Genomic DNA, 22,893 nt, shown 5'->3' on the forward strand with positions numbered 1-22,893 from the left:
CTCCGGGAGGTCTGCGGGCCGGAGCTTCAGTCAGGATTGGGTGGGGTGGCGTAGCAGCGACATGGCGGCCAGGCCTGCACCGTTCAGTGCCGCTGTACGCGGGGAGGCGGCGCGGTGCACGCGCAGGCGCAGCGTGGTGGAAAGGGCCATGGGCAGCTCGGGATGGACGGCGCCGTCGCCGACCAGCAGCATGCCGCGGGTGAACGCGGCGTTCATGGTGGACGGATCCGTCGACCCGCGCATGTCGGCGATGTGGCGTGCGACGACGTCGACGATCAGGTCGACGGTGGCGCCGCGGACGAGGTCGCGGGTGCCGATCTCGGCTCGGCGGGCGGCGAAAACGTGTCCGTCCTGGAGCAATGCGATTTCGGTCAGTTGGGCGCCGAGGTCGGCGATCAGCAGGGAGCCGGCGGCGGCCCCGGAACCGATCGCGGCGGCGCGAACGGTGTCGATGAACACGATGCGCGACGGCGCGAATACCGCGTCGAGTACGCGCCGTATCACGGTTTGGTCGGCTTCGCTGGACGAGACCGGCCGGCACGCCGCGACCACGCCGCCCTCCGGTACCGGTTCGCGGTAGCGACGGATTAGTTGTGAGAGCAGGGCGGCGCAACCCTCGATGTCGACGATGCGGCCGCGCCTGACCAGGGTGCCGGCGGAGGCGTAGGCGTCGCCGCTCGGTCCGCTGACGGTGCCGCGGTGCGTCGCCCACACACCGACCGCGCTGCTGCCCAGATCAACCGCCACGGCCGTCGGCGCGGCAGCCTGTGTCCCGCCTGCGCCGCAGGGCTGTTCGGTCACCAAAGGCGATGACGTGAGGTTCGCGGGCACGGTTACACCGATCCTTTTCCTTTGAATGGTCTGAGTGGGAAGGGACAACGTCACGAGTGCAAGCGGCTGCCCGAATCGCGGTGGGTGAACGTTACGGCTGGGAGCGGACGGTCTCGTGTGGTTGCCATCGATGTGCGCCTGCCGGGGTAGGTGTGCACGGCAAACCGGTTCCAGGCGTGGCGCGGCTGACGAAGGGAATCCACGATGCGGGAAAGGCGGCGGCGGCTGGCCTGGTCGAGGCGAGCTGCGGCCGCTCCGGATGGAGGCGCTCGGCCGAGGCTTGCACCGTCGTTGCCGTCATCGTCGCCCCCTTGATCTGTAGTCGTGTCGTCGAAATACCATCGTCGCCGCCGATCGGCGGCCGTGCAGCGGGAGGTATCGGCGAAGAACGCGTCCGGTCATTGCCGACGACCGGCAAGTTATCGGCTCACGGGCGAGCGGTTCCCGTTGTGCCGCAGACGGGCGACTAGGCAGCACCAAGTGAGCGGCAGGGCCCGTCCGGCAGATGTTCGCTGAAGACGCTTCGAGAGTTATGCGGTAGCGGTAGAAGTCGCTCTTGCTGGGCGACGCGAGGGACGACCAGGCGTCGGTTGAGCGTCTTCGCATGGCAACTCGGCGAGGGTCGGTGATGACCTCCTTCGCTGCGTTCGGCCCGATGGCTTGCCGGGCCTCGGCAAGTTAGACATCGACGATTAGTGTCCATCGATCCTGTTATCGATGCTCTCGAAACGCCATGTTTGTTACCGATGACAGGGCACCTCCGGCGACGGTGAGGGCCGTGGCGTCGGAGGGCGGAACATTCACCAGTGCAGGAGGAGCGTCTTATGCTCAGCGAGGCCGAACAGCGTCAGCTGGCCGAGATCGAACGGGGACTGCGGACACAGGACCCGTCGTTTGCCCGCCGCATCAGCGGTGCGGGACCGGGCCGCTCGCCGGTGCGCCGGTACAAGTTGAGCTCGGTCGGCTGGCTCGCGGCGGCGACCTTGGCCGCATGTCTGGCCATACTGTTCAGTAGCGGCTGGATAGCTGTGATCGCGTTGACAGCTGCGTGTCTCAGCATGGGCGCGTGGGCAGCCGAGGGCGATTCTCGCCGCTGAGGCCGCACGTGGCGTTAACGAAGCGGTCCGGGATCCAGGCCCGCGCCAGCCAGCAGATGTTTGCAGCCGGTAAGGCGATGCCGCCCTGGTCGACCATACTGTCGGGCACCCGCGAGTCAGCCGCACCCCGCCTACCTGTCTTTCGGTCAGGCGACTGCTCGACTGCCCAGGCGGGTTTCCCAGCGCTGCTCCACCCAGGACCGATCTCGGCTCCGAGCGCAGCCTCACTCCGATCTTTTGGCTGGGTCGCATTTGCTGCGGCTCATCGAAATTTCGGAAACGACACTCAGCGATACCGGCGTGCAAGCGCCCGGCCAGCTTGGTCGTAGTGGCGGTCCCGGGACTGGCGATCATCAACTGTTGCCCGGCAGACGGTGTCCGTGCCGCCGCTGATCCGTCCGGACCGCCGTCAAAGACGAACGTTAACGCGACCCTGATTGGCGATCCGAGACGACGGCGGATATTTCGCGAGTTCGGGGGGTGCGAAGGTGACATACGGCGGTGCACGCCGATTCCAGCGGGCGACGCCGACGGGCAGCGGCTCGCTGGTGCCGGCGCTGGGCCAGCCGCGATGCTGGCTGTATACCTATGTCGTTGCTCGGCGACTTCGTGCCGCTGTTGACCGACGCCGCCATCACTGACCGTAAACCGAAACGCGCCGAGTTCGAGGCGGTGGAGGCGCTCAGCCGCGCGGCCGCCGAGCGCGGTATCTCGGCTGGTGGGGGGTGCAGCCGTACCTGGCCGCGGCCCGCCGGTGGTGGCAGGAGTCGCCGGTCGTCGTGCGCAGCCACGACGGTGAGGTCGTACGCGCCGCCGCTGCCGCCGTGCTTCAGGTCGTGGATGACGCTGTCGCGACCTTGGCCGAGGGATACGCTATCGCTCGCCGGGACTTGGTCCGCCGCGAGGAGACATTCGGCGGGAACTGATCGACGACCTCCTGCGCGGCGACTCCGACCTCGGTGGCGTGATCGGCTCGGACGCCCGTGGCGCATTGCGGTCGGCCGGCCTCATATCGGGCTGTACGGCATCGCGCGCTCCTACGAGGAAGCTCGTGACGCGATCGCCATGGCCGTACGGCGGCGTGTGCCCACCGCCGTGGTTTCGCCCGCGCTTGCTGATCTACCGCGTGCTGCAGCGCGATCAGCCGGCCATGTCGAACTCGTCCAGGCCGTGCTGACGCCCCTTGTCGGTGCTCGGGGCGGTGCAGAACCGCTGGTCGGCACGCTGCAGGCATACCTCGACACCGGCACGGTGGCTACGGAGACCGCCGAACGCATCCACGTGTCAAGTCCGAACGGTGACGTACCGCCTGGAATGCATTCACGCCCTCACCGGATACGATCCGGCCGACCCCTGCCCACCGGTTCACCCTGTGAGCCGCCGTGCTCGGCGCACGGGCCCCTGAACTGGCCTCGGCAACCCTTACCGGCCGCGGGGTGACGTAGGCGCTGTCCTGCCTGCATAGCGTCCATGCGGGCTCCGACGCGTGTCAGGCGGCTATCAGAGCCGCCAGAATAGGTACGCCGCCACGGCAACGCCGAAGACCACGATGAAGATGCGCAGTGGCACTACCGGCAACCGAACGGCGATCCTCGCCCCGATCACCCCGCCGACGAGTGAGGCCGGGGCGCAGACCGCGAAGTACGGCCAGGACACGGGACCGAAGATGCCGAAGATGGCAGCGGCGACAGTCGCGGTGACCAGCGACAACGCTGTCTTGATCGCATTGGCCACCGGGACGTCACCCACGCCGACACCCAACACTGCGATCAGGATCACACCGAGTGCACCACCGAAGTAGCCGCCGTACACGGTGGCGAGCAGGACACCCAGATAGAGCCAGACCGGATCACGGGACCGTCTTGCGCCGGCATCCTTGCCGGCGCGTTCGGTCCGCAGCCGGGCCAGACGTGGCTGAACGGCCAGCAGAGCACTGGACAGCAGAACCAGTACGGGTACCACCTCGTTGAAGGCAGCCGACGGGGTGGTCAGCAGCAGAACACTGCCGCCCGCCCCGCCGGCCAAAGCCACGACAGACATCATCGCGACGCGGCGCCGTTGGCTAATCAGCTGGCGGCGGAATCCGAACACGCCGCCGAGATATCCGGGCCACTGGACAACCGCGTTGGTCACATTGGCCGAGACGGTCGGCAGGCCGAGACCGATCAGCGTTGGAAACAACACCAGCGAGCCGCCTCCGGCGATGGAGTTGACGCCGCCCGCAACGACAGCAACCACAGCGGCAATCGCAAGATCACCGATGGTGGCGGGGTCCAGCACGGTGGAGCCTCCTCCGGTAGGCCCCGATGCGTAGAGCGTGGCCGGAACCGGCCGGGGCCGGATCGACCGTACAAGATCCGCTGCCGGCCACGGCGTCGCCGAAAGGCGGAACACGGACGCTCGCGAACGGTGAGGCGGGTCGGCGCCGCCCTCATGTGGCGGACGGCGCCGAGGCAGCCCGGGTCAGGTCTTGGCGCGCCGGGCGTCCGCCTCGCGGTTCATGACGTCGTGGGTGACAAGCTGCCGGCGTCAGAGTCGAGGTGGGCGCGAATGAACCAGTGGAACTGTTCCAGTGCGCCGGCCTGCCCGATCAACATGTCATGGGTGACAGGGTCAGCGTTGCCGGCCTGATCGATGGCGGCTCTGTGCGCCTCGACGATTCTGGTGAAGACGACATCGAGGGCGGCCAGATGCACGCCGGTATGCGCCCGGTCGATCGGATAATCCGTCCAGTCGGGCTGGGCCATCAGAGCGCTCGAGGTCCCCACCGGAGAGCCGCCGAGTGCGGCGATGCGCTCGGCGAGGTCATCGACCATGGCACGGACGGCGTCCACTTGCGGATCGAGCATGGTGTGCACCGCCATGAAGTGCGGGCCCACGACGTTCCAATGGACGTGTTTGAGGATGAGCGCCAGGTCGTTGAGCGCGTTGAGACGGACTTGGAGCACAACGATCATCTCGCTGGCGGTGTCCGGCTTGAGTCCGGGCACGGTGTAGCCCGGAACGCTCGTATGGCGGGTGCTCGTCGTCATTGCCCACACTCCTCCGATGATTTCCTTCCGGCCTCGCATTCCCCACGACGAGCCGTCAGGCAACTCCTTGCGGCGAGTCCGGCAACAGCGGTTGATACCGCAGCGCCACGACAATCATGGCCAGCAACCGACCGGTGAACAGCGGCGACGGCAGGTGAAGAACACGCTGCTATGTTGCCGGTGCCCAGCAACGTGACGGACCGATCGGGAGGTTGCGGCGGTGGGCGATGGCTGACATGCGTGGAGTCGTGGCCGTTGCCGCGGCAGGCCGCTATGGTGGCCGTCATGCATGACGGGCGCGGCTTCGGCGGCGTCGGCCAGCACGTTGCGCTGCCGATGCTGCTGCTGTGGGCCCTGCTGCTGACGGTCATGGCTGCCGCCCGGCAGATCGGGTTGTGCATAGTCTTCCGACTGACCCGGCGTGCGATCCCGGGGTGTGTCCCGGCGTGGTCGGCGGACCGGGCGCCGCCCGCACGGACGATCACCGCGTGAAGCCGCCCGTCGTACAGCGCCGCATGTGACGCTGCCCTGGCTAGGGAGCACCATGCCCACGTTCGATCATCAACTTCCCCTCCGCGCGTCCGCTCACCCGGGCGCAGCTACCGGCGCGATCCCGCCGTTCGACGACGTCCACCACCGGAGGTGGTGGACGTGCCCCCGGCGGGTGCGAACGCCCGTCCCGAAGTGCGGTACGGGCTCGCCCTGGACCTCGGCACCTCCACCGTCCGGTTGTGGACGCCGCAGGCCGACAGGGTGATCACTGAACCGGCGGTCCTCTGCCGGCCGCGCAGAGGCCGACAGGTTGCCGGGCGTGCGGCGCTGGCCGCTCAAGCCGAGGGCGCCGCCGCGACCTGGCCGGTCCGCGGAGGAGTGGTGCGCGACTACTTCGCCTGCGTGCACCTGCTGCGGCTGCTGACGGCGACCATCGCCGTGCCGTCGCACACGGCCTTTCCCGTCGTCGTCGGCGTGCCGGCGACCGCGACTGCGCGGGAACGTAGTGTGCTCGTCGCCGCGGTTCGCCGTGCGGTCGGCGGGCGGGTGAGAGCGGTCCAGGAGCCGCTGGCGGCGGCCCTGGCCTGCCGCACGGACCCGGGATGCGGTGATCTGGTCGTGGTGGATGTCGGGTCTGGCCGTACCGAGGTGGCTCGTATCCGCGGCCACAGCGTCGTCGCGGCGGTCCGCGTCGACGATGCCGGCCCTGTCGACCGGATCCCGGCGATCGCCGAGTGCGTACGTCGCCTCGATCACCCGGACGACGAACGTCGTCGGCTGCTGCTGACTGGCGGTGGCGCGGCGGCACCGGGCGTCGCGGCCCGGCTTGCCGCGTTGACAGCGCGCTCCGTCACGATGCCCGCCGACCCGACGCTGGCGACGCTGACCGGCCTGCGACGGCTGCTCGCGGGCTGACCGTACCGGAACCTCCGCCGACCGTCTCCCGGCATCCTTTCCGGCGCCGGCGCGTCAAGGCGGCTATCGATAGCTTTCATCTGGGAGCTTTGTTATGGATGTCGAATTCACTCGGCTACCCGGCATCGGAACGAGCCATGCGTTCACCACCGTCACCGGAAGCCGCGTCGGAGTGGTCACTCACTACGCCGGCGGCCGCCGGGAACTGATCCACGGCGTCGACGACGATCCCGACGCCAGCTGCAGCCTCAGTTTGACCCGCGCCGAAGCGATCGCGCTGGCCGGGCTGCTCGGCATCCTGGACGTCATCGACGTCGATATCAGCCGCCAGCCGCAGGTGCCGCCGCGCTGAGCGTTGTCAGCGTTCGTGACATGACGGTCGGTGGCCGGGAGAGACCCATGACCAGGTGGCGTCCACGGCGTTGCCTCCGTGCCGCATCGCCGCCGCACTACGCGGTCGTGGTTTGCCGGGGCTCGGCAACCACTGGGCTTGCTGTTCGCCGGTGGCCGCCGTATCGCGCATCGTCGATCGGGCGCAGGCTCGAGATGCGCGCCCTGCCGACGACTCTGTGCAGCGCCGCTGCCACACAGCCGACACCACATCGGAGGGTTTGCGGCCGGTACGGGGGGTACGCGGCCGACCTCGGCCAGGCAGAGCAGGCCGATCCCGTCATGAGGAGGGAGGACGACAATGCCGAACTCGTACTACAGGCTTCGTTTCGACACCATCATCCGTGAACTGACCGACGACGATCCTGCATTCGTTCGACGGGTGAACGGTCTTCCCCACAGCCGGCTTCGACGCCGCAGGCTGTGGGCCTGGCTGCTGTGGGCCGCGATCCCGCTGCTCGTCGTCGTCGGGGGATGGACCGGTGCCCTGATCGCTCTGATCGCCTTGGCCGGCAGCGCGGTGCTGTGGCGCGGCACCGGGCGGATCACGTGATCGCTGACCGCTGCTCACAGAACCACGACAAGGATCACGGCGGCACGTCCTCGGCCGCAACGCGCTCCGGCTGCCCCACCCCCTGTCCTGGAGAAGACGTGCCATGACCACGACCAAACCCCAACCGATCGTGACGCGGCCCTGGCCGAGGCGCCGGCAGGTGAGAGGCTCCGCGCTGGCGCGTCTGTTGCGCACCACGGACGCAAAGCAGATCGGGATCATGTACATGACCACGGCCTTCGCGTTCTTCATGCTCGGCGGGCTGATGGCGTTGCTCATGCGTGCCGAGCTGGCCCGGCCCGGGATGCAGCTGCTGTCACCCGAGCAGTACAACCAGCTGTTCACCATGCACGGCACGATCATGCTGCTGTTGTTCGCCACCCCGATCCTGTTCGCCTTCGCGAACTACGTGGTGCCGATCCAGATCGGTGCGCCCGATGTCGCGTTCCCGCGGCTCAACGCCTTCGCCTACTGGCTGTACCTGTTCGGCGGTGTGATCACGATCAGTGGCTTCCTCACCCCTGGCGGCGCGGCCGACTTCGGCTGGACGGGCTACACGCCGCTGAGCGATACGCAGAACTCGCCCGGCGTGGGCGGGAACCTGTGGGCGGTCGGACTGGTTCTCTCAGGGCTGGGCACGATCCTCGGCGCGGTCAACATGATCACCACGGTCATCACCCTGCGAGCCCCGGGCATGACCATGTTCCGGATGCCGATCTTCACCTGGAACATCCTGGTCACCAGCTTGATGGTGGTCCTGGTCTTCCCGTTCCTGGCAGCCGCCCTGCTGGCTCTGATGGCCGACCGGATCCTCGGCGCCCAGGTGTTCAGCGCCCAGTCCGGCGGGCCGATGCTGTGGCAGCACCTGTTCTGGTTCTTCGGCCATCCCGAGGTGTACATCGTGGCGCTGCCGTTCTTCGGCATCATCACCGAGGTCATCCCGGTGTTCAGCCGCAAGCCGGTGTTCGGGTACAAGGGCCTGGTCTTCGCCACCTTGCTGATCGCCGCGCTGTCCATGACCGTGTGGGCGCACCACATGTTCGGCACCGGGCAGGTGCTATTGCCGTTCTTCAGCTTTCTGAGCTTCCTGATCGCGGTGCCGACCGGCATGAAGTTCTTCGTCTGGATCGGCACCATGTGGCGCGGCCAGATCAGCTTCGAGACACCGATGATGTTCGCGTTCGGCTTCCTGGTGACGTTCCTGTTCGGTGGTCTGTCCGGCGTGCTGCTGGCCTCCCCGCCGGTCGACTTCCACGTGACCGACTCGTACTTCGTGGTGGCGCATTTCCACTATGTGCTGTTCGGCACGATCGTGTTCGCGGTGTTCGCCGGCATCTATTTCTGGTTCCCGAAGATGTTCGGCCGGATGCTCGACGACCGGCTCGGCAAGGTGCACTTCTGGCTCACGTTCCTCGGCTTCCACGCGACGTTTCTGGTGCAGCACTGGCTCGGTACCGAGGGCATGCCCCGCCGGTACGCCGACTACCTGGCCAGCGACGGTTTCACGTTCCTGAACACTTTCTCCACGATCGGCTCGTTCGTGTTGGGCGCCTCTACCCTTCCCTTCCTGTACAACGTGTGGAAGTCGTACAAGGTGGGGCAGCTGGTCACCGTCGACGACCCGTGGGGTCACGGCAACTCGCTGGAGTGGGCCACCTCCTGCCCGCCGCCGCTGCGCAACTTCGACCGGATGCCCCGCATCCGCTCCGAACGGCCCGCCTTCGACGCGAAATTCCCGCAACTCGCGGCTGGCCGACAAACCGAGGCCGGCCCGCCGGAAGGCGGCGCACGCCCGTTGTCTGCCGAATCTGACGGAGGCGCCACCTACCGGGAAGACACCACCTGAGAACGGGCCCCAGATCATGCGGTATGGCCGTTGAGACTCGTAGAAATACATGCTGACCGTGACCCGCCGGCGGTCACACCAGTGCAGCGGCGCACCGGTGTGACCGCCGGCGTTGGTCAGCGAGGGTGTTTCTGCTGACAGGGAACACAGAACCGGGCGTGCGGCAGCACCTCGAGCCGTTCGGCCGGGATCGGCTTGTCGCACGTCTCGCACCGGCCGTAGCTGTCTTCGGCGATCCGGCGCAATGCACCGGAGATCTGCTCGAGGCTGTGCCGGGTGGCCGCCACCAGCGCTGCCCGGTTGTGGGCCTCGCCGGGGTCGCCGGTGTCGGCTGAGATCTCCGTCAGTTCCTTGAGCCGGGTCGTCTGGACGGCGAACTCCTCGCTCAGTGATGCGCGTAGACCGGCGAGCCAGCTCTGATCGGTCACGTCGATGTCGACGCTCATGTTTTCATTCCTCCACGGATAGGCCGGACGTGTCTCAGGAAACAAAAAAGGGCGGAAGCTTCGATGGCTTCGCCCTGACGAACGTGGGTGAGGTGGATAACCCCGCTCGCCGGTGGGCCTCGGATCGCCGGTTGCGGGCTGCGCCGCCCAACCCGAGTCGCGGTCGTGGCATTGCCGTATGCGGCGGCGACGATCAGCCACGGCGATCGCGGCGCCGGCGGGAAGGCAGCCCGCAGACCCGCCACCGCCGTGACGGTGTGCGAGCGGGAACTCACCACCAGCATCGGACCACCCTATGTTGATCACGGAGAGAAGCCAACAGGATCGGCGATGTCCGGCCGGTCCGGTAGCAGCCGCACAGCGGCTGCTACCGCAGCGGGTCGAACGGTGCCAGCTCCGGCGGTGCCTCGCCTTTGAGTACCGTCTGGGCGATCAGCTGACCGGTGATCGGGCCGAGAGCAATGCCCCACATCCCATGGCCGCCGGCGACGAACACCCGCGGGGCCGCGGTCTTGCCGATCAACGGCAGGCCGTCGGGGGTACACGGCCGGGAGCCGACCCATTCGTCACGCCGGTCGTCGAGGTCCACCCCGGCCAGTAGCGGACGCACTGCCTCGGCGATCGCGCTGATCCGCCGCGGGTCCAATGCGTCCGCGGGGCCGCGGAACTCCATCATCCCGGCCACCCGCAGCCGCCCGTCCAGCGGTGTGCAGGCCACCCGCTGCACCGGGAAGTACAACGGGCCCCCGGGCATCCGCGTGACCGGCACGCTGAAGCTGTAGCCGCGTCCCGCCTGCACCGGCTGGCGCACCCCGAACGGGGCCGCCAGTTCACCGAAGACCGCCCCGGTGGCGACGATCACCGTGTCATGCCGATGCTGTTGCCTGGACCGGCAGACGACGCCGACATCGGCTGGTCCGGGCTGCACGCCGGTCACGTCACCGCCCTCGATGATGCGGCCGCCGCGGGCGCGTACCGCCTCCGCCAGCGATCGCAGGAACTGCGGCGGGTGCAGATACCGCTGTCCGAAGATCTGAACGGCGGCGTGCACCCGGTCGGTGAGCGCCGGCTCCAACGACCGGATCCGCCATCCGGTCACCGGGCGGAAGGCGACGTCCTGGCCGGCGTCGCGGATCCGCTCGAGTTCGGTGACCAGTGCACGGCTGTCACGTTCCCGGGTGAAACAGGCGAGGAAAGGTTTCGCCTGTTTGGTGGCAGCGCTGACACCTCCGGCTGCCAGCACGTCGAAGGCCTCCAGGCAGCGCTCGTTGAGCGCGACGTAGGCTGTCATGCCCCGGCGCCACCGGCGCACGGTGCTGTTCGCCGCGAACGACGCGAGGAATCGCCACAGTTCACGGTCGGCGCGCAGGGGCAGATACACCGGGGAACGGGCGCTGAGCACTGCGCGCAGGCCGTAGCGCAACACCGCGGGTTCCGGCAGAGGGGCGGTCAATCCCGGCGTCAGCCACCCGGCGTTGCCCCACGAAGCACCGGAACCGACATGACGACGCTCGTACACCGTCACGTCGGCGCCGGCCTCCTGCAGGAACCACGCGGTGGACAGGCCGATCATCCCCGCTCCGATCACGGCGACGTCGCGCGGTGAACCGCTCACGAACGCGGGCGTGTCACGCCCGCCGGTCCCGTCAGACATACCACTCCTTCACGACGACACGCGTCTCCACTACGACACGCGTCCTGCCTGCGATGATCACCCGGTCACCGGGTGCGGAACCAGGGTGGTGGCCGGTCACCTGCGGGCTCGTTGCTTGCCGACGACCGGAAGGCTGGCGGCAGACCGGCACGCATCACCGCCGGTCTGCCGCCAGGCGGCAACCGGTACGGAGCGCCGGCGGCCGGCAGGGCTTACGATCGGCGCAGCCGCGACGACGGCGAGCCGGTAGCCCGGGGAAGGGACACACGTGATGCGGGTCTTACTGGTCGCTCCTCCCGGGGCCGGCAAGGGTACCCAGGGTGCGCTGATCGCCACGCATTTCGGTGTCGCGCACATCGCCACCGGTGAGCTGTTGCGCGACCATGTGGCCCGCGGTACCGAGTTGGGTCGTGCGGTGCGCGATCATCTGAGCCGCGGCGAGTTGGTGCCGGACCAGATCGTGCTCGACATGGTGGGCGCAGCCTTCACCGAGGCTAAGGCGGCCGGGGGCGGATATGTGCTCGACGGCATGCCACGCACGATGGCGCAGGCGCGGGCGCTGTACGACATCGGCCTCGGTCTGCAGATGACCGCGAACGTGGCCCTGCACCTGAAGGCCGACGACGAGGAGCTGATCCGGCGGCTGCTGGCGCGGGCGGCGCTGCAGGGCCGTTCGGACGACACCGAGCCGGTCATCCGCCACCGCCTCGCGGTGTACCACGAGGTCACCCACCCGATCGTCGACTGGTACGCCTCCCGCGGCATCCTGGTGTCGGTGGACGCGATGCGCCCGGTCGAGCGGGTCGCGCGGCAGATCCTCACCGCGCTGGAATCGATGCGGACCCTGGTCGACCTCGTGCCCGAGCACGCCCGGCGCTCGATCGACCTCACCGGCCTGGGTGCGGCGTTCGGCCGCGGCGATCCGGGCGTGCCCACCGCCGGCGGTCAGTAACGCAGGACCGCCGCCATCGGCGCGGTGTCCGGCATCCGGTCACGAGGCACCGCATACACGGCGCCGCCGTGACGCAGGGTGGCCACCGCGGCGGAATCCCGGTGATCCATCGCGCTGGTGCCCTCGTGCAGGCGGATGACCCGTGGCGTGCCGGCGGGTGCGTCGGTGCGCACGAACAAGGACTCGACTCGGCCCTGCTGCGCCCCAGCGCAGACCGCCGCCGCGTCGGTGCCCGTGCGGCCGGTGCCGCGCAGTTCCCGGTAGATCGCCGACGCGGCGATCTCACCGGCGCGTAGTACGGGTTCGACCAGCGGCCAGGCGCTCCGATGCAGCTCGTCGATGCCAAGGTCGCGGGGGTTGCCGTCGACACCCTCGCGGATCAGGCCGGGATGCGTGTTGACCCGCCGGTAGAGAGCCTGGGTCGACCGGACGCCGGCAAGCACCAACGGAACGTCGTCGCCGTGCAGCACGTCACGCAGCGCCCGGTCGACCCGCCGGAAATGCTGCAGGATCAGCGGGGTGTCATCGTCCTCGATGCCGTGGAAGACGGCACGGCCGCCCGCGCCGCCGCGGTCGGCGACGAAGGCATGCACCTGCGCCCGCCGTCGCGGCATCGTGAGCCATACCGCCAAAGGCAACCCGTCGAGGACCATCTCCTGCAGCCCGTGCCGGGAACCTCGCAACAGCCGGATCTCGTCCTGGTTGAGCGCCAGGACGTAAAAATGACCGGCCGCGCCCAGCAGGGGCAGCAGCGGCCGCACCAGGAAACGGTCGCCGACCGCCACCAGTTCGGGCAGCCGCAGCGCCACCTGGAATTGCCGGGCACTGCCCTGCTCGCAGAACACGGCAAGGCCATCACCGGGTTGCTCGAAGCGGCGCGGCCCGCTCAGCAATCCGCGAGCGGGCGCCAGCACCCGCTGAGCGGCGACGGCGGAGAGTCCGTCGGCTCGTAGCTCCCGCTCGGCCTGCCGCAGTAGATTCCGGACCCGGACGCCGTGACGGTCCGCCGGCTCCGCCGGCGGCGTGGGCGCGAATACCGACACGCGGTAACCGCCGCGTTGCTCGGAAAGCCCGACAAGGTCCTGCGCACTCAGCGCGTTCGACAAGTCCATCCTCGCCTCTCAACGAACCGCAGTTTTGGTCACCGGCGCGGACGATCTGCCGGTGACCACCAGCCTGGCCGTCGCGACCGCCGCAAGACAGGGCCACCACCACCCGATCCGAGCCGCTCAACCTGCCGACCGGCGGCAGGATCATGCGCATGCCCGGCAACGACGCACCGCGAACCTGGCCGTCGGAGCACCTGTCCGCGACGGTGCGTGGGCCGCCACCATCGGAGGCGACAACAACGTCCGGTCAAGAGCTGGGAGGTACGCGACCGTGCGGCAGTGGAAGGTTTCTGACGTGATGACCCGCGACGTGGTGACGGCCGGCCCGGACGCACCGATCAACGAGCTGGCGGGCCTGCTGACCCGCCATCGCATCAGTGCGGTACCGGTCGTCGCCGACGACGGCCGGCTGCTGGGCCTCGTGTCCGAGGCCGACCTCGCGGCGCGGATATCGCGCACCGCGCCGGCGCCGCGCCACGCGACCGCGGCCCGCGCGCCGCGAGCCAGGGACCTGATGAGCCGGCCCGTGCACACCGCCGCCCCGGACGAGCTGCTGTCGGCCGCGGCCCGCAGGATGCGCAAGCGCCACGTCCGACGGCTGATCGTCACCGACGACACCCGGCGGGTGACCGCGGTGGTGTCCCGCGCCGACCTCATGCGCCTGTACACCCGCGGCGACGACACCCTCCGGCGTGAGATCACCGAGCAGGTGCTGAAGAAGACATTATGGATCGGCCCTGCCCAGGTACGCGCCGACGTCGATGCCGGAGTGGTGACCTTGACCGGCGAGGTCGGCCGGCGCAGCACCGCCGAGATCGCGGCCCGGCTCAGCGCCGGCGTCCCGGGCGTGTCGCACGTCGTCGACAACATCGCCTACGCGTTCGACGACACCGCGCTGGTCCGCTCCCGTGCCGGACGCACCCATCCGTTCAGTGCCGAACCGTTCCGACTCTGACCGCTGCGGCCGGCCGCAACCGAGGCCGGCCCGTGACCACGACCCACGACAGTGGTGGTTGCCGACGCCCGGCAATGACGGCCGGTCGATGTGACCGGCGCCGACCCTGTCCGCCGCCGCACCGGCGGGACAGCATTGACGGCGAACGCGCCGGTCGTCACCCGGACGAACTGGCCGTCCGAGACAGGCGCCGTCGCGGCGCCCGAAGCGGAGGACCGCCATGCAGTGCAGGGTACGCGACGTCATGACCGCCGACGTGCTTACCGTGGCCTACGACGCCACCCCGGCCGAGATCGTCACGACCATGACCTCGTACGACGTCAGCGCGGTCGCCGTGGCCGACGAGTACGACAGTGTGCTGGGCATCGTCACCCGCACCGACGTCCTCAAGGCCATCACGTTGCGGTCGGCCGAGCGGCACCCGCTCGCACCGTGGCGGCGCCCCGCCGTGACACCGGACTGGGCCGTGACCGTGGCCGGGAGGATGATGAGCGCGCCGGCATTGACCGTCGAACCGGACGCGACCCTCGCCCAAGCCGGCCGGTCGATGCGTCACCACCAGGTCAACCGTCTGCTGGTGACCGGAGCGGGCCGGCGGCTGCTGGGCATCGTCACCGCCGCCGATCTGCTCAGGGTGCACGACCGCACCGACGAGGCGATCCGCGCCGACGTACGACAGATCCTGCAGGGCTTTCCGGCCCGCGATCTCGCCTTGGACGTGCGTGACGGCGAGGCCACGGTCGCCGCGACCGTCACCGACACCCGGCTCGCGGCACAACTCACCCGGTTGGTCAGCGCTGTGCCCGGTGTGACAGCGGTCCGCGACGAGCTCACCGTCGACCCGCCGCCGCAGTCCCCGCCCGAACCGGTACGGGCGGCCGCGCACCGGCCGCTCGACGGCTGGTGGCCGAACCGCCGCCCACAAACCGACAAGCGTGCCCTCACCGCGACCGCCGCACGACACTGACCAACGGAAGGAAGAAGTCATGAGTGAGGCACTGCGCTGGTTCCTGCTCACCGGCCTGGTTCTGATCGTACTGCTGCTGCTCTCGGTCCGGGTGGGTCATGGAGTACGAGCGAGCAGTGGTGTTCCGGCTCGGAAGGGTCGTCGCCACCCGCGGATCCGGTCTGACGTTGCTCATCCCGCTCATCGACCGGATGGCGCGGGTGTCACTGCGCACCGTCACCATGAACGTTCCGGCGCAGGACGTCATCACCAAGGACAACGTCACGGTCAAGGTCAACGCGGTGGTCTACTTCCACGTGGTGGTGCCCCTGCTGTCGGTCACCGTGGTCGAGAACCACCTTGTCGCGACCTCCCAGATCGCCCAGACCACCCTGCGCAGCATCCTTGGTCAGGTGAACCTCGACGACCTGCTCGTCGACCGTGACGCCATCAACCAGCGGCTTCAGGCCGTCATCGACGAAATCACCAGCGCCTGGGGCGTGAAGGTGACGCTGGTCGAGGTCAAGGACGTCGAACTGCCCGACAGCATGCGCCGGGCGATGGCCCGCCAGGCCGAGGCCGAACGTGACCGGCGGGCCAAGGTGATCCACGCCGCCGGTGAACTCGAAGCCGCCGACGACCTGGGCCGCGCCGCGCAGGTGCTGGACCAGCACCCGGCCGCCATGCAGCTGCGGGTGCTGTCCACCATGGCCGAACTCACCTCCGAACGCAGCTCCACGGTGATCTTCCCGCTGCCGGTGGAACTGCTGCGACTGGTCGACACCGTGCACCACAAGCTCACCGAAACCGCTGTCACCGCAACGCCCGACAGGCTCGGTCCCGACAGGCTCGGTCCCGACAGGCTCGGTCCCGACAGGACTGGCACCGTCGGTGGCCGCGCGGGCACGCTCGACGACCGGCGGCCGGGCATCAACCACACCAGCGGACCGACGGCCGCCACCGGCCGCCACACGGTGACGGCCCGCAATTGACACCCACGACCGCCGCGATCGGCAATGCTGGACCTGCACCATCGAGCAGCAGAGGGGTCTTCGTGAGCAACGACGGCGCACGCCGCACCCGGCGGCCGACGACAGCCGACACCGACGCCGACGGGCGGTGGCTCACCGACGTCGCCGCCGGCGCCAGCCGCGATGCCGGCAACGTCCCCGTGGCGCTGCTCGGCGACTACCTGCCGCTGCTGGCCGACGCCGCCATCACCGGCCGCAAACCCAAACGCACCGAGCTCGACGCCGTCGAGGCTCTCGGCCGCAAAGCCGCAGAACAGGGCATCTCCGCAGGCCGGGTGGTGCAGTTGTACCTGTCCGCCGCCCGCCGCCTGTGGCAGGAACTGCCGGACGTCGTACGCAGCCGCGACCGTGAAGCCGTCCGCGCCGCGGCAGCCGCCGTCCTGCAGGTCATCGACGACGCCGTCGCCACCCTGGCCGAGGGCTACGCCGTCGCCCGCCGTGACCTGGTCCGTCACGAGGAAACCCTGCGCCGCGAACTCATCGACGACCTGCTGCGCGGCGACTCCGACCTCGGCGGCCTGGTCGAGCGGGCCGAACCGTTCGGCCTCGACCTCGCCCGCGTCCACCAGGTTGCCCTGGCCGCGCCGAGCCGGCGACTGCCCGACACCGACACCGCGATCACCGCTCTGGAAGCGGCCATCTTCGACCGGCTCGGCGACCGCGACGTCCTCGTCGCCACCAAGGACGGACTGCTGGTCGTCCTCGCCCCTGCTGACACCACCAGCCCGCACGGCACGCCCGCCGGGCACGACACCAACGACAACCTCGGTCGGCTGATGCACGACCAGCTGCGCCGGCTACCCCGCGGACGCCCCTGGCGCATCGCCGTCGGCCGCCCCCACCCCGGCCTCTACGGCATCGCCCGCTCCTACGAGGAAGCCCGCGAAGCCCTGACCATGGCCAGCCGGCTGCGCGTGCCCACCCCCGTGGTCAACGCCCGAGACCTGCTCATCTACCGCGTCCTACTCCGCGACCAACCCGCCATCGTCGAACTCGTCCACGCCGTGCTGCACCCACTGACCCGCGCCCGCGGCGGCGCCGAACCGCTGGTCGCCACCCTGCAGGCCTACTTCGACACCGGCGGCGTCGCCACCGAAACCGCCAAACACATTCACGTCTCGGTCCGCGCGGTCACCTACCGACTCGAACGCATCCACACCCTCACCGGCTACGACCCGACCGACCCCGCCCACCGGTTCACCCTGCAAGCCGCTGTCCTCGGCGCCCGTGCCCTCGACTGGCCCGACCAACCCCTACCCGCGACCGGCTGACAGACGACACATCCATTGCAAACGGCTGTCCTTCACCGTCACCCACGCGCCTGCCTCCGGCAGCCATCCGCTCCGCCTTCTTGCCGCGTCGGCCGTGAATGGCCACCACCGGATTCGATACCGACCACCGAGCCCGGACAAGTCGACCTGCGGAAACCACGCCGACCCGTCAATACCTTCGATCTTGTGCCGAGAGCTGGCTCTGCTGGTGCTGGCCCGTCGGCACCCTGCGCGTGTAATGACAGCGACACCAAGACCACCGGGCCATCACGCACCGGCCCGCGAGCCAGACCATCGGCGGTTCCGCGCAGACCGGCCCCGGCGTCTGGCATGGCACTGACCCGACCATCGACCGGCCGGCGCTGGGGTCGGTCGTGACTCAGCCGCTCAGGGCAAGGACCGCGATCAATACTGCGTGATGCCGTCGACGCGGCGGCCGCCAGCGCCGCCGGTGACGGACGGCTGACCTCCCGAGAGTCCGACACCACCACCGGCAGCACCGTTGTGGGGCAGATCGAGTTCGGCGACGACAACGGCATCACGGTGCTCGTCGATGCCGCCTTCGGCGACGGTCTGACGTCGGCTGACGGCGCTGAGCGGTGCCGCAGCCCGCAGCCGACCGTGGGTGCCGGGTACGGCCTTGCTGCCGACGCCCGGCAACCGACAGCCGGGACTACGTCCGCCGCAGCGCCTGTCGAAGGTGCAAGCCGCCGGCGACAGTAGATACAGCAAGGGCATGGTCTCGTGGTTCCGAGTCCGGCGGTTTCTGGTCACCGGCTCGTGCGTATGCCCTCACCGAGTGCGTCGGATGGCCGGTCACGGCCTTCCATCTGCACCTCCCTCATGTCACAGGACAGGATTCGAACCGAGCCGAGAGGAGAACGACCGATGCCGACACGGACGGCACCACCGCCGGTGGATTTGCGAGACGAACAGCGCGACCTTCACACGCTAGCTTGGGATCTGACCGTGCAGCAGATGCACCTGGCGTTCGCCGAATGCGTGTTGCCCACCCCGGATCAAGCTGACGAGGCTGGACGTTCCGCAAAGCTCGCCCGGGTGCGGCTGGCAGCGGCGCGGTACGCGGTCGAGGACATCCGGGCCGCCCTGCAACGCATCGATGCGGGCACCTACGGCATGTGCCTGCAGTGCGGATGCATCATCGCGGCCGACCGTTTGCGGGCCCGCCCCACGGCCCGCTGGTGCGCCGTCTGCCAGGTATAGCCCGAGCCCTGGTTGCCGACGATCGTTCACGTGCCGCAAACAATCCCCCGGGTTCCCGACGCGTTCGCTCCCGGCGACGAGTGCCGATCCAGGGCCGATGTCAGCGTCAACTGTCGTTCAGGAGCTCGGACAGCACGGCCGCCTGGCTGATTGACACGTCCTTACTGGCGGTCAGCAGCACGAGTGTGTGGTTTTTCGCGAGCTGCCGTAGACGCGCCAGGGCGTCGGCCTGCTCCCCGGTGGCCAGCTCGGCGCGGTAACGGTGCCGGAACTGCGTGAACTGCGTGGGGTCGTGGCCGTACCACTTGCGAAGCTCCGGAGACGGCGCAACCAGTTGGCACCATTCGTCGATGTCGGCGCGGGCCTTGGCGAGTCCCCGTGGCCACAGCCGATCGACCAGGACGCGCATAGCGTGCTGGTCGGTGGACGCGTCGTAAACTCGTGCGATCTGGACCTGTGACGTGGTCATCACGACCTCCTGCGGGTCGATGGTTCTCGATGCCGTTCAGGGGCGCAGCGATTCGCTGCGGTATGTGCCGGGCGACGGCATCTCGGTCATGGGCCCGTGCAGCCTCCGGGTCGGGTGCCCCTCGCGCTTCAGGCCGGCAGCCAGGCGGCGTCGATGGTGATCTGCGCTCCGGCGAAGAGACGGGAGATCGGGCACAGCGCGGCCGCCTCGTCAACTGACTTTTGGAAGCCGGCAGCGTCGATGCCGGCAACCCAGCCGCGGACGTCGAGCGCGCAGGACACGATCGTCGGCACTCCGCCTTCTTCGTCCAGCGTGACGGTGGCCTCGACGGCGAGCCGCCGCGGGGGTGTCTTGGCCTTGCCGAGCACCAGCGCCAACGCCATCGAGAAGCACGAGGCGTGCGCCGCTGCCGCGAGTTCCTCCGGACTGGTCTTGCCTGCTGGCGTCTGGGTTCGCGCCGCCCAGGTCACGTCGAGCCGGTCGAGGGCGCCGCTGCCGGAATGGATCGTGCCCTCACCGTCGACCAATGAGCCGTCCCAGATTGTTTCCGCTGTTCGCTGCGCGATGCTCACGTCGATCTCCTCCCTGTCTCTCACCGCGCGGCACGGCGCCGGGCGCGGACTGTGTCCTCAAAGTCAACGGCCGTTATCGGTGGCGTCACCGTCCGCCTCATCGGACAGTGGCTTGATGCCGCCCGCCGGCAGATGCTGCGCGAGCGGACTGGCGCCGGGCCGCCGGATTCGCGGTCATGGGCAACGAATAGCCTGTCGTCAAGCAAACGAGGCTTGCGGTGATGTCGATTCATAGCGGCTGGTTTGATCGTTGCGCCGCGGTGGGCGTACGGGTATGCCTGTCGTCGGCCGCCATGGCGGGCGTGACCTGCCGGCCGTCGGCAAACCTCTCGGGCAACCGGGTGTCGGCGTGGCGTCAGAATCTATGCACCTGCGGCGACGAGGTCGGCCTGACACTGGCGTGGCCGCACGAACGGTGTCAGGCGCGCCTCGATCGTCGACCGGCTGCCCAGCTCGACGATTTCCTGCAGCAACCCCAGGTGCACGGCGCAGACGATGCCCGGATGGTCTTCGGCCAGCGACCAGAAAGGGCAGGCGTGCAGCGTTATCCGCGTGTCACCGCCGCTCGTGGTGACGGTGGGTTGGAAGCCCAGCTCGGTGAACAGTGCCGCGACCGTGCCGGCGGTGTCGTGCATGTCGCCGGACCGGTCAGCGCGGATAGGACGCAGCCGCTGCGCCCATGCCCGGCCGGCATCGCGGGCGGCATCACCGCCGCCGGTGCTGTCTAGGTGGTCGACCAGCACGGTCGCGAGAAGCGCGTATCCCGTGTCGTGCGCGCCGGCGGTTGTCGGCTCGTATACCGTCCGCGGCCGGCCACGCCGGCCTTGCCGGTCCGAGCTCTCGCTCACGAAGCCTGTTCTGATCAGTACGTCGAGGTGGAACCGGACGGTGTTGGGATGCAGGCCGGTGGCAGCAGCCAGCGCGGCAGCGTCCATGGGTGCAGCGGCTGACCGCAGCGTCTGCAGCAGCTGTCGTCTGCTCGGAACGGCGAGTGCGCCGAAGGTCACGTCGTCAGACACCCCATTAATATACACAACGAGTATCGTAAAAAAGGAGTGGTGAGGAGGAGATCGTGACCTATGTGATCGCGGAGCCGTGCATCGACGTCGTCGACCGGGCGTGTGTGGAGGAGTGCCCGGTCGACTGCATCTACGAGGGCTCCCGGGCCTTGTACATCCAGCCCGACGAGTGTGTCGACTGCGGCGCCTGCGAACCGGTCTGCCCGGTCGAGGCGATCTTCTACGAGGACGATCTGCCGGCGAAGTGGTCGGTCTACACCGCCGACAACGCGCGGTTCTTCACCGAGCCGCTGCCGGCAACCGGCACGCCGCTCGGCTCGCCCGGTGGCGCCGCACGACTCGGCCCGCTGGGCCAGGACACCCCACTGGTCGCCGAACACGGCACGCCGCCGGCCTGAACATCGAGTCCTGGCCGCTGCCGACGTGGCCGAGCAAGGAGGTGAGCCGATGATGCGGAATGGTCAGCGCTGGCCGTGGCGGCAAGCGATCGTCGTCGGCGTCGACGGCTCGTCCGGATCGAAAGTCGCCCTGCGCTGGGCGCTCGAGCAGGCCGAGCGAACCGCCGCCGACGTGGAGGCCGTGAACGTCTGGACACCGGACACGACCTACTACCCGTACATGCCGGTGGCCTCCGCGATGGACGACCTCGCCGATGCCGCGGAGACGGTGCTGCTGGACACTCTGGTCGAGGTGACCCGCGAGTACGGCCGGTCGGTGCCGATCCGGCCCCGGGTGCTGCGAGGGTTTCCCGCCGAGGAACTGCTGCACGCCGCCGGGAGCGCCCAATTGCTGGTCCTCGGTGCACCCACGCGCGGCACTGTGGCCGGCCTGCTGCTGGGCTCGGTCAGTCACCAATGCGTCCAACGAGCAACCTGTCCGGTCCTGGTCACCCCCGCCACGCCACATCGACTGCCACCGCAACCGCTGCGGTGGGCCGACGCGGACCGACACGTCATACCACCGAGAAGCTGAGAGCCGCACCGTCTCGAGGCCGCCGCGCCGACCCGGCCGCGGGCGGCGATCACCATGCGAAGAAGGCAGCCATGAACACCAGCACCTCGCGCACCGGCCTGACCGTCTCGGCCGACGTGCTCGCCGGCGCCGCGGCGACAGCCGCGCGCTTTGCGCCATCGATCCTCAACACCCAGCCGTGGCGATGGCGGGTGCACCCGGATCAGCTCGAACTGTTCGCCGAACCCCGTCGTCACCTGCGCGTCACCGACCCGGACGGGCGGCTACTGATCCTCAGTTGCGGCACCGTCCTGCACCACGCCTGCCTCACCCTGGCCGCCCAGGGCTGGGCCGCGCAGGTCATTCGGACCCCCAGCATGTCGGCAACGGCGCCGCTTGCCGTGCTCCACGGCTTCGAGCCGGCCACCGTCGCCCCGGTCACGCGTCAGCAGGAACAGGCCATGCGGACGCGACACACCGACCGGCGGCCCGTCAGCGATCAACCCATCGCCCCGCCCGTTCTGCGGGCCATCACGGCTTGCGCCCCCGGCGCGGTCCGGCTGCAGATTCTGACCGCCGAACAGGTCCTCGAACTGGCCGCCGCCGTGTCGAGAGCCGACGCGATGAGGGGCCAGGATCCGCTTGCCCGCGGCGAGCTGAACTACTGGACGAGCCGGCCCGTCACCGAGGGCATCGGGCTTCCCCCGCAGGTACTGCCGGACCGACCGGCGCAAACCACCGTTGCGGGCCGCGGATTCGGCCACGCCGGAACCCTACCGACCGGACCTGGCCACGACCGGTCCGCCACGTACGCCCTGCTCTACGGCCACAGCGACGATCCAACCGGGTGGCTGCAGGCCGGCGAGACACTGTCCGCCATCTGGCTTGCCGCGACCGCGATGAACGTGTCCGTGCTGCCGTTGAGCGACGTCGTCGCGGTTCCCGGCACCCGCGAAGCCCTTCGTCGGATGTTGAAACCCTTCGACCATCCGTACCTGGCGCTGCGGCTCGGCATCGCCGACCCGATGCCCGGCGCACCGCCGCGCACCCCTCGCCTCCCGGCCGCTCACCTCGTCGAGGCACTCCCGCCGAACGTGTCCTGTAGAGAGGAACGACGATGACCCCCACGTCCAGGCAG

The 22,893-nt window shown here is 69.2% G+C and carries 27 protein-coding genes and 1 pseudogene; 17 read left to right on the forward strand and 11 right to left on the reverse strand.

Annotated elements, in window-relative coordinates; genetic code table 11:
* Positions 1-30: 30 nt before the first annotated feature.
* Positions 31-831, reverse strand: a complete 801-nt coding sequence (locus Ari01nite_RS42935) for a rod shape-determining protein (protein WP_203789657.1) — start codon at positions 829-831, stop codon at positions 31-33.
* 824 nt (positions 832-1,655) lie between these two features.
* Here Ari01nite_RS42935 and Ari01nite_RS42940 point away from each other — a divergent pair.
* The 3 genes and pseudogenes from Ari01nite_RS42940 to Ari01nite_RS51530 all read left to right on the forward strand — a co-directional run.
* Complete coding sequence (locus Ari01nite_RS42940; RefSeq protein ID WP_203789659.1) at positions 1,656-1,928, forward strand: DUF3040 domain-containing protein; 273 nt, start codon at positions 1,656-1,658, stop codon at positions 1,926-1,928.
* A 725-nt stretch (positions 1,929-2,653) separates the two neighbouring features.
* Positions 2,654-2,854 carry a hypothetical protein gene (locus tag Ari01nite_RS50465; protein ID WP_239163500.1) on the forward strand — a complete coding sequence of 67 codons (201 nt, stop codon included), beginning with the start codon at positions 2,654-2,656 and terminating at the stop codon, positions 2,852-2,854.
* Positions 2,775-2,936: pseudogene (locus Ari01nite_RS51530) on the forward strand (hypothetical protein); the annotation flags it as partial. The gene Ari01nite_RS50465 and the pseudogene Ari01nite_RS51530, both read left to right, overlap by 80 nt.
* Before the next feature lie 132 nt (positions 2,937-3,068).
* Here the strand turns inward: Ari01nite_RS51530 and Ari01nite_RS50475 are convergent.
* From Ari01nite_RS50475 to Ari01nite_RS42955, 3 genes are all read right to left on the reverse strand, one after another.
* Complete coding sequence (locus Ari01nite_RS50475; RefSeq protein ID WP_239163501.1) at positions 3,069-3,209, reverse strand: hypothetical protein; 141 nt, start codon at positions 3,207-3,209, stop codon at positions 3,069-3,071.
* Positions 3,210-3,428: 219 nt separating this feature from the next.
* Positions 3,429-4,208, reverse strand: coding sequence for a sulfite exporter TauE/SafE family protein (locus Ari01nite_RS42950; RefSeq protein ID WP_239163496.1), 780 nt, complete (start codon positions 4,206-4,208; stop codon positions 3,429-3,431).
* A 218-nt stretch (positions 4,209-4,426) separates the two neighbouring features.
* On the reverse strand, positions 4,427-4,960 hold the full coding sequence (locus Ari01nite_RS42955; protein ID WP_203789661.1) for a Dps family protein: 534 nt from the start codon (positions 4,958-4,960) through the stop codon (positions 4,427-4,429).
* Between the two features lie 285 nt (positions 4,961-5,245).
* On the opposite strand from Ari01nite_RS42955, the gene Ari01nite_RS42960 reads away from it, so the two are divergent.
* The 5 genes from Ari01nite_RS42960 (at position 5,246) to ctaD (ending at position 9,156) form a co-directional block, all read left to right on the forward strand.
* On the forward strand, positions 5,246-5,452 hold the full coding sequence (locus Ari01nite_RS42960; RefSeq protein WP_239163497.1) for a hypothetical protein: 207 nt from the start codon (positions 5,246-5,248) through the stop codon (positions 5,450-5,452).
* Between the two features lie 192 nt (positions 5,453-5,644).
* Positions 5,645-6,367: a rod shape-determining protein gene (locus Ari01nite_RS42965; RefSeq protein WP_275410929.1), complete on the forward strand. Its 723-nt coding sequence runs from the start codon at positions 5,645-5,647 to the stop codon at positions 6,365-6,367.
* Positions 6,368-6,461: 94 nt separating this feature from the next.
* Positions 6,462-6,719, forward strand: a complete 258-nt coding sequence (locus Ari01nite_RS42970) for a cation:proton antiporter regulatory subunit (RefSeq protein ID WP_203789667.1) — start codon at positions 6,462-6,464, stop codon at positions 6,717-6,719.
* A gap of 339 nt (positions 6,720-7,058) precedes the next feature.
* Complete coding sequence (locus Ari01nite_RS42975; protein WP_203789669.1) at positions 7,059-7,310, forward strand: DUF3040 domain-containing protein; 252 nt, start codon at positions 7,059-7,061, stop codon at positions 7,308-7,310.
* A 103-nt stretch (positions 7,311-7,413) separates the two neighbouring features.
* Positions 7,414-9,156 carry an aa3-type cytochrome oxidase subunit I gene (gene ctaD, locus Ari01nite_RS42980; RefSeq protein ID WP_203789671.1) on the forward strand — a complete coding sequence of 581 codons (1,743 nt, stop codon included), beginning with the start codon at positions 7,414-7,416 and terminating at the stop codon, positions 9,154-9,156.
* A 116-nt stretch (positions 9,157-9,272) separates the two neighbouring features.
* Here the strand turns inward: ctaD and Ari01nite_RS42985 are convergent, their stop codons facing one another.
* Positions 9,273-9,602, reverse strand: coding sequence for a TraR/DksA family transcriptional regulator (locus Ari01nite_RS42985; protein WP_203789673.1), 330 nt, complete (start codon positions 9,600-9,602; stop codon positions 9,273-9,275).
* Positions 9,603-9,969: 367 nt separating this feature from the next.
* Positions 9,970-11,256, reverse strand: coding sequence for an NAD(P)/FAD-dependent oxidoreductase (locus tag Ari01nite_RS42990; RefSeq protein WP_203789675.1), 1,287 nt, complete (start codon positions 11,254-11,256; stop codon positions 9,970-9,972).
* Positions 11,257-11,527: 271 nt separating this feature from the next.
* Between Ari01nite_RS42990 and Ari01nite_RS42995 the strand changes: the two genes are divergently transcribed.
* A complete protein-coding gene (locus Ari01nite_RS42995; RefSeq protein WP_203789677.1) occupies positions 11,528-12,208 on the forward strand; it encodes an adenylate kinase in 681 nt (226 codons plus the stop codon).
* Here Ari01nite_RS42995 and Ari01nite_RS43000 read toward each other — a convergent pair.
* Positions 12,202-13,251 (reverse strand): baeRF3 domain-containing protein, encoded by a 1,050-nt coding sequence (locus tag Ari01nite_RS43000; protein WP_203789679.1) that lies wholly within the window; start codon positions 13,249-13,251, stop codon positions 12,202-12,204. The two genes, Ari01nite_RS42995 and Ari01nite_RS43000, sit on opposite strands and share 7 nt — an antisense overlap.
* Positions 13,252-13,372: 121 nt before the next feature.
* Between Ari01nite_RS43000 and Ari01nite_RS43005 the strand changes: the two genes are divergently transcribed.
* The 4 genes from Ari01nite_RS43005 to Ari01nite_RS43020 all read left to right on the forward strand — a co-directional run bounded on the left by Ari01nite_RS43005 (position 13,373) and on the right by Ari01nite_RS43020 (position 17,520).
* Positions 13,373-14,272, forward strand: coding sequence for a CBS domain-containing protein (locus tag Ari01nite_RS43005; RefSeq protein WP_203789681.1), 900 nt, complete (start codon positions 13,373-13,375; stop codon positions 14,270-14,272).
* A gap of 220 nt (positions 14,273-14,492) precedes the next feature.
* Positions 14,493-15,239, forward strand: a complete 747-nt coding sequence (locus Ari01nite_RS43010) for a CBS domain-containing protein (protein ID WP_203789683.1) — start codon at positions 14,493-14,495, stop codon at positions 15,237-15,239.
* A 98-nt stretch (positions 15,240-15,337) separates the two neighbouring features.
* Positions 15,338-16,210, forward strand: coding sequence for a slipin family protein (locus tag Ari01nite_RS43015; RefSeq protein ID WP_239163498.1), 873 nt, complete (start codon positions 15,338-15,340; stop codon positions 16,208-16,210).
* Between the two features lie 62 nt (positions 16,211-16,272).
* The gene (locus Ari01nite_RS43020; RefSeq protein ID WP_203789685.1) at positions 16,273-17,520 is read left to right on the forward strand and encodes a PucR family transcriptional regulator; all 1,248 of its coding nucleotides are present in this window, start codon (positions 16,273-16,275) and stop codon (positions 17,518-17,520) included.
* Positions 17,521-17,925: 405 nt separating this feature from the next.
* Here Ari01nite_RS43020 and Ari01nite_RS43025 read toward each other — a convergent pair whose 3' ends face one another.
* Complete coding sequence (locus Ari01nite_RS43025; protein ID WP_203789687.1) at positions 17,926-18,258, reverse strand: hypothetical protein; 333 nt, start codon at positions 18,256-18,258, stop codon at positions 17,926-17,928.
* Positions 18,259-18,408: 150 nt separating this feature from the next.
* Between Ari01nite_RS43025 and Ari01nite_RS43030 the strand changes: the two genes are divergently transcribed.
* Positions 18,409-18,744 (forward strand): TraR/DksA family transcriptional regulator, encoded by a 336-nt coding sequence (locus Ari01nite_RS43030; RefSeq protein WP_203789690.1) that lies wholly within the window; start codon positions 18,409-18,411, stop codon positions 18,742-18,744.
* 106 nt (positions 18,745-18,850) lie between these two features.
* On the opposite strand, the gene Ari01nite_RS43035 is transcribed toward Ari01nite_RS43030, so the two are convergent.
* The 3 genes from Ari01nite_RS43035 to Ari01nite_RS43045 all read right to left on the reverse strand — a co-directional run bounded on the left by Ari01nite_RS43035 (position 18,851) and on the right by Ari01nite_RS43045 (position 20,792).
* Positions 18,851-19,213, reverse strand: a complete 363-nt coding sequence (locus Ari01nite_RS43035; RefSeq protein ID WP_203789692.1) for a DUF488 domain-containing protein — start codon at positions 19,211-19,213, stop codon at positions 18,851-18,853.
* Between the two features lie 128 nt (positions 19,214-19,341).
* Complete coding sequence (locus tag Ari01nite_RS43040) at positions 19,342-19,785, reverse strand: OsmC family peroxiredoxin (RefSeq protein ID WP_203789694.1); 444 nt, start codon at positions 19,783-19,785, stop codon at positions 19,342-19,344.
* A gap of 362 nt (positions 19,786-20,147) precedes the next feature.
* Positions 20,148-20,792 (reverse strand): helix-turn-helix transcriptional regulator, encoded by a 645-nt coding sequence (locus Ari01nite_RS43045; protein WP_203789696.1) that lies wholly within the window; start codon positions 20,790-20,792, stop codon positions 20,148-20,150.
* Between the two features lie 65 nt (positions 20,793-20,857).
* Here Ari01nite_RS43045 and fdxA point away from each other — a divergent pair, with 65 nt between their 5' ends.
* The 3 genes from fdxA (at position 20,858) to Ari01nite_RS43060 (ending at position 22,876) form a co-directional block, all read left to right on the forward strand.
* Positions 20,858-21,202 carry a ferredoxin gene (gene fdxA / locus Ari01nite_RS43050; protein WP_203789698.1) on the forward strand — a complete coding sequence of 115 codons (345 nt, stop codon included), beginning with the start codon at positions 20,858-20,860 and terminating at the stop codon, positions 21,200-21,202.
* 49 nt (positions 21,203-21,251) lie between these two features.
* Positions 21,252-21,776, forward strand: coding sequence for a universal stress protein (locus Ari01nite_RS43055; RefSeq protein WP_203789700.1), 525 nt, complete (start codon positions 21,252-21,254; stop codon positions 21,774-21,776).
* A gap of 116 nt (positions 21,777-21,892) precedes the next feature.
* The gene (locus Ari01nite_RS43060; protein WP_203789702.1) at positions 21,893-22,876 is read left to right on the forward strand and encodes an Acg family FMN-binding oxidoreductase; all 984 of its coding nucleotides are present in this window, start codon (positions 21,893-21,895) and stop codon (positions 22,874-22,876) included.
* Positions 22,877-22,893: the final 17 nt, after the last annotated feature.

It is taken from the genome of Paractinoplanes rishiriensis (genome assembly GCF_016862375.1).
GTDB lineage: Bacteria > Actinomycetota > Actinomycetes > Mycobacteriales > Micromonosporaceae > Actinoplanes > Actinoplanes rishiriensis.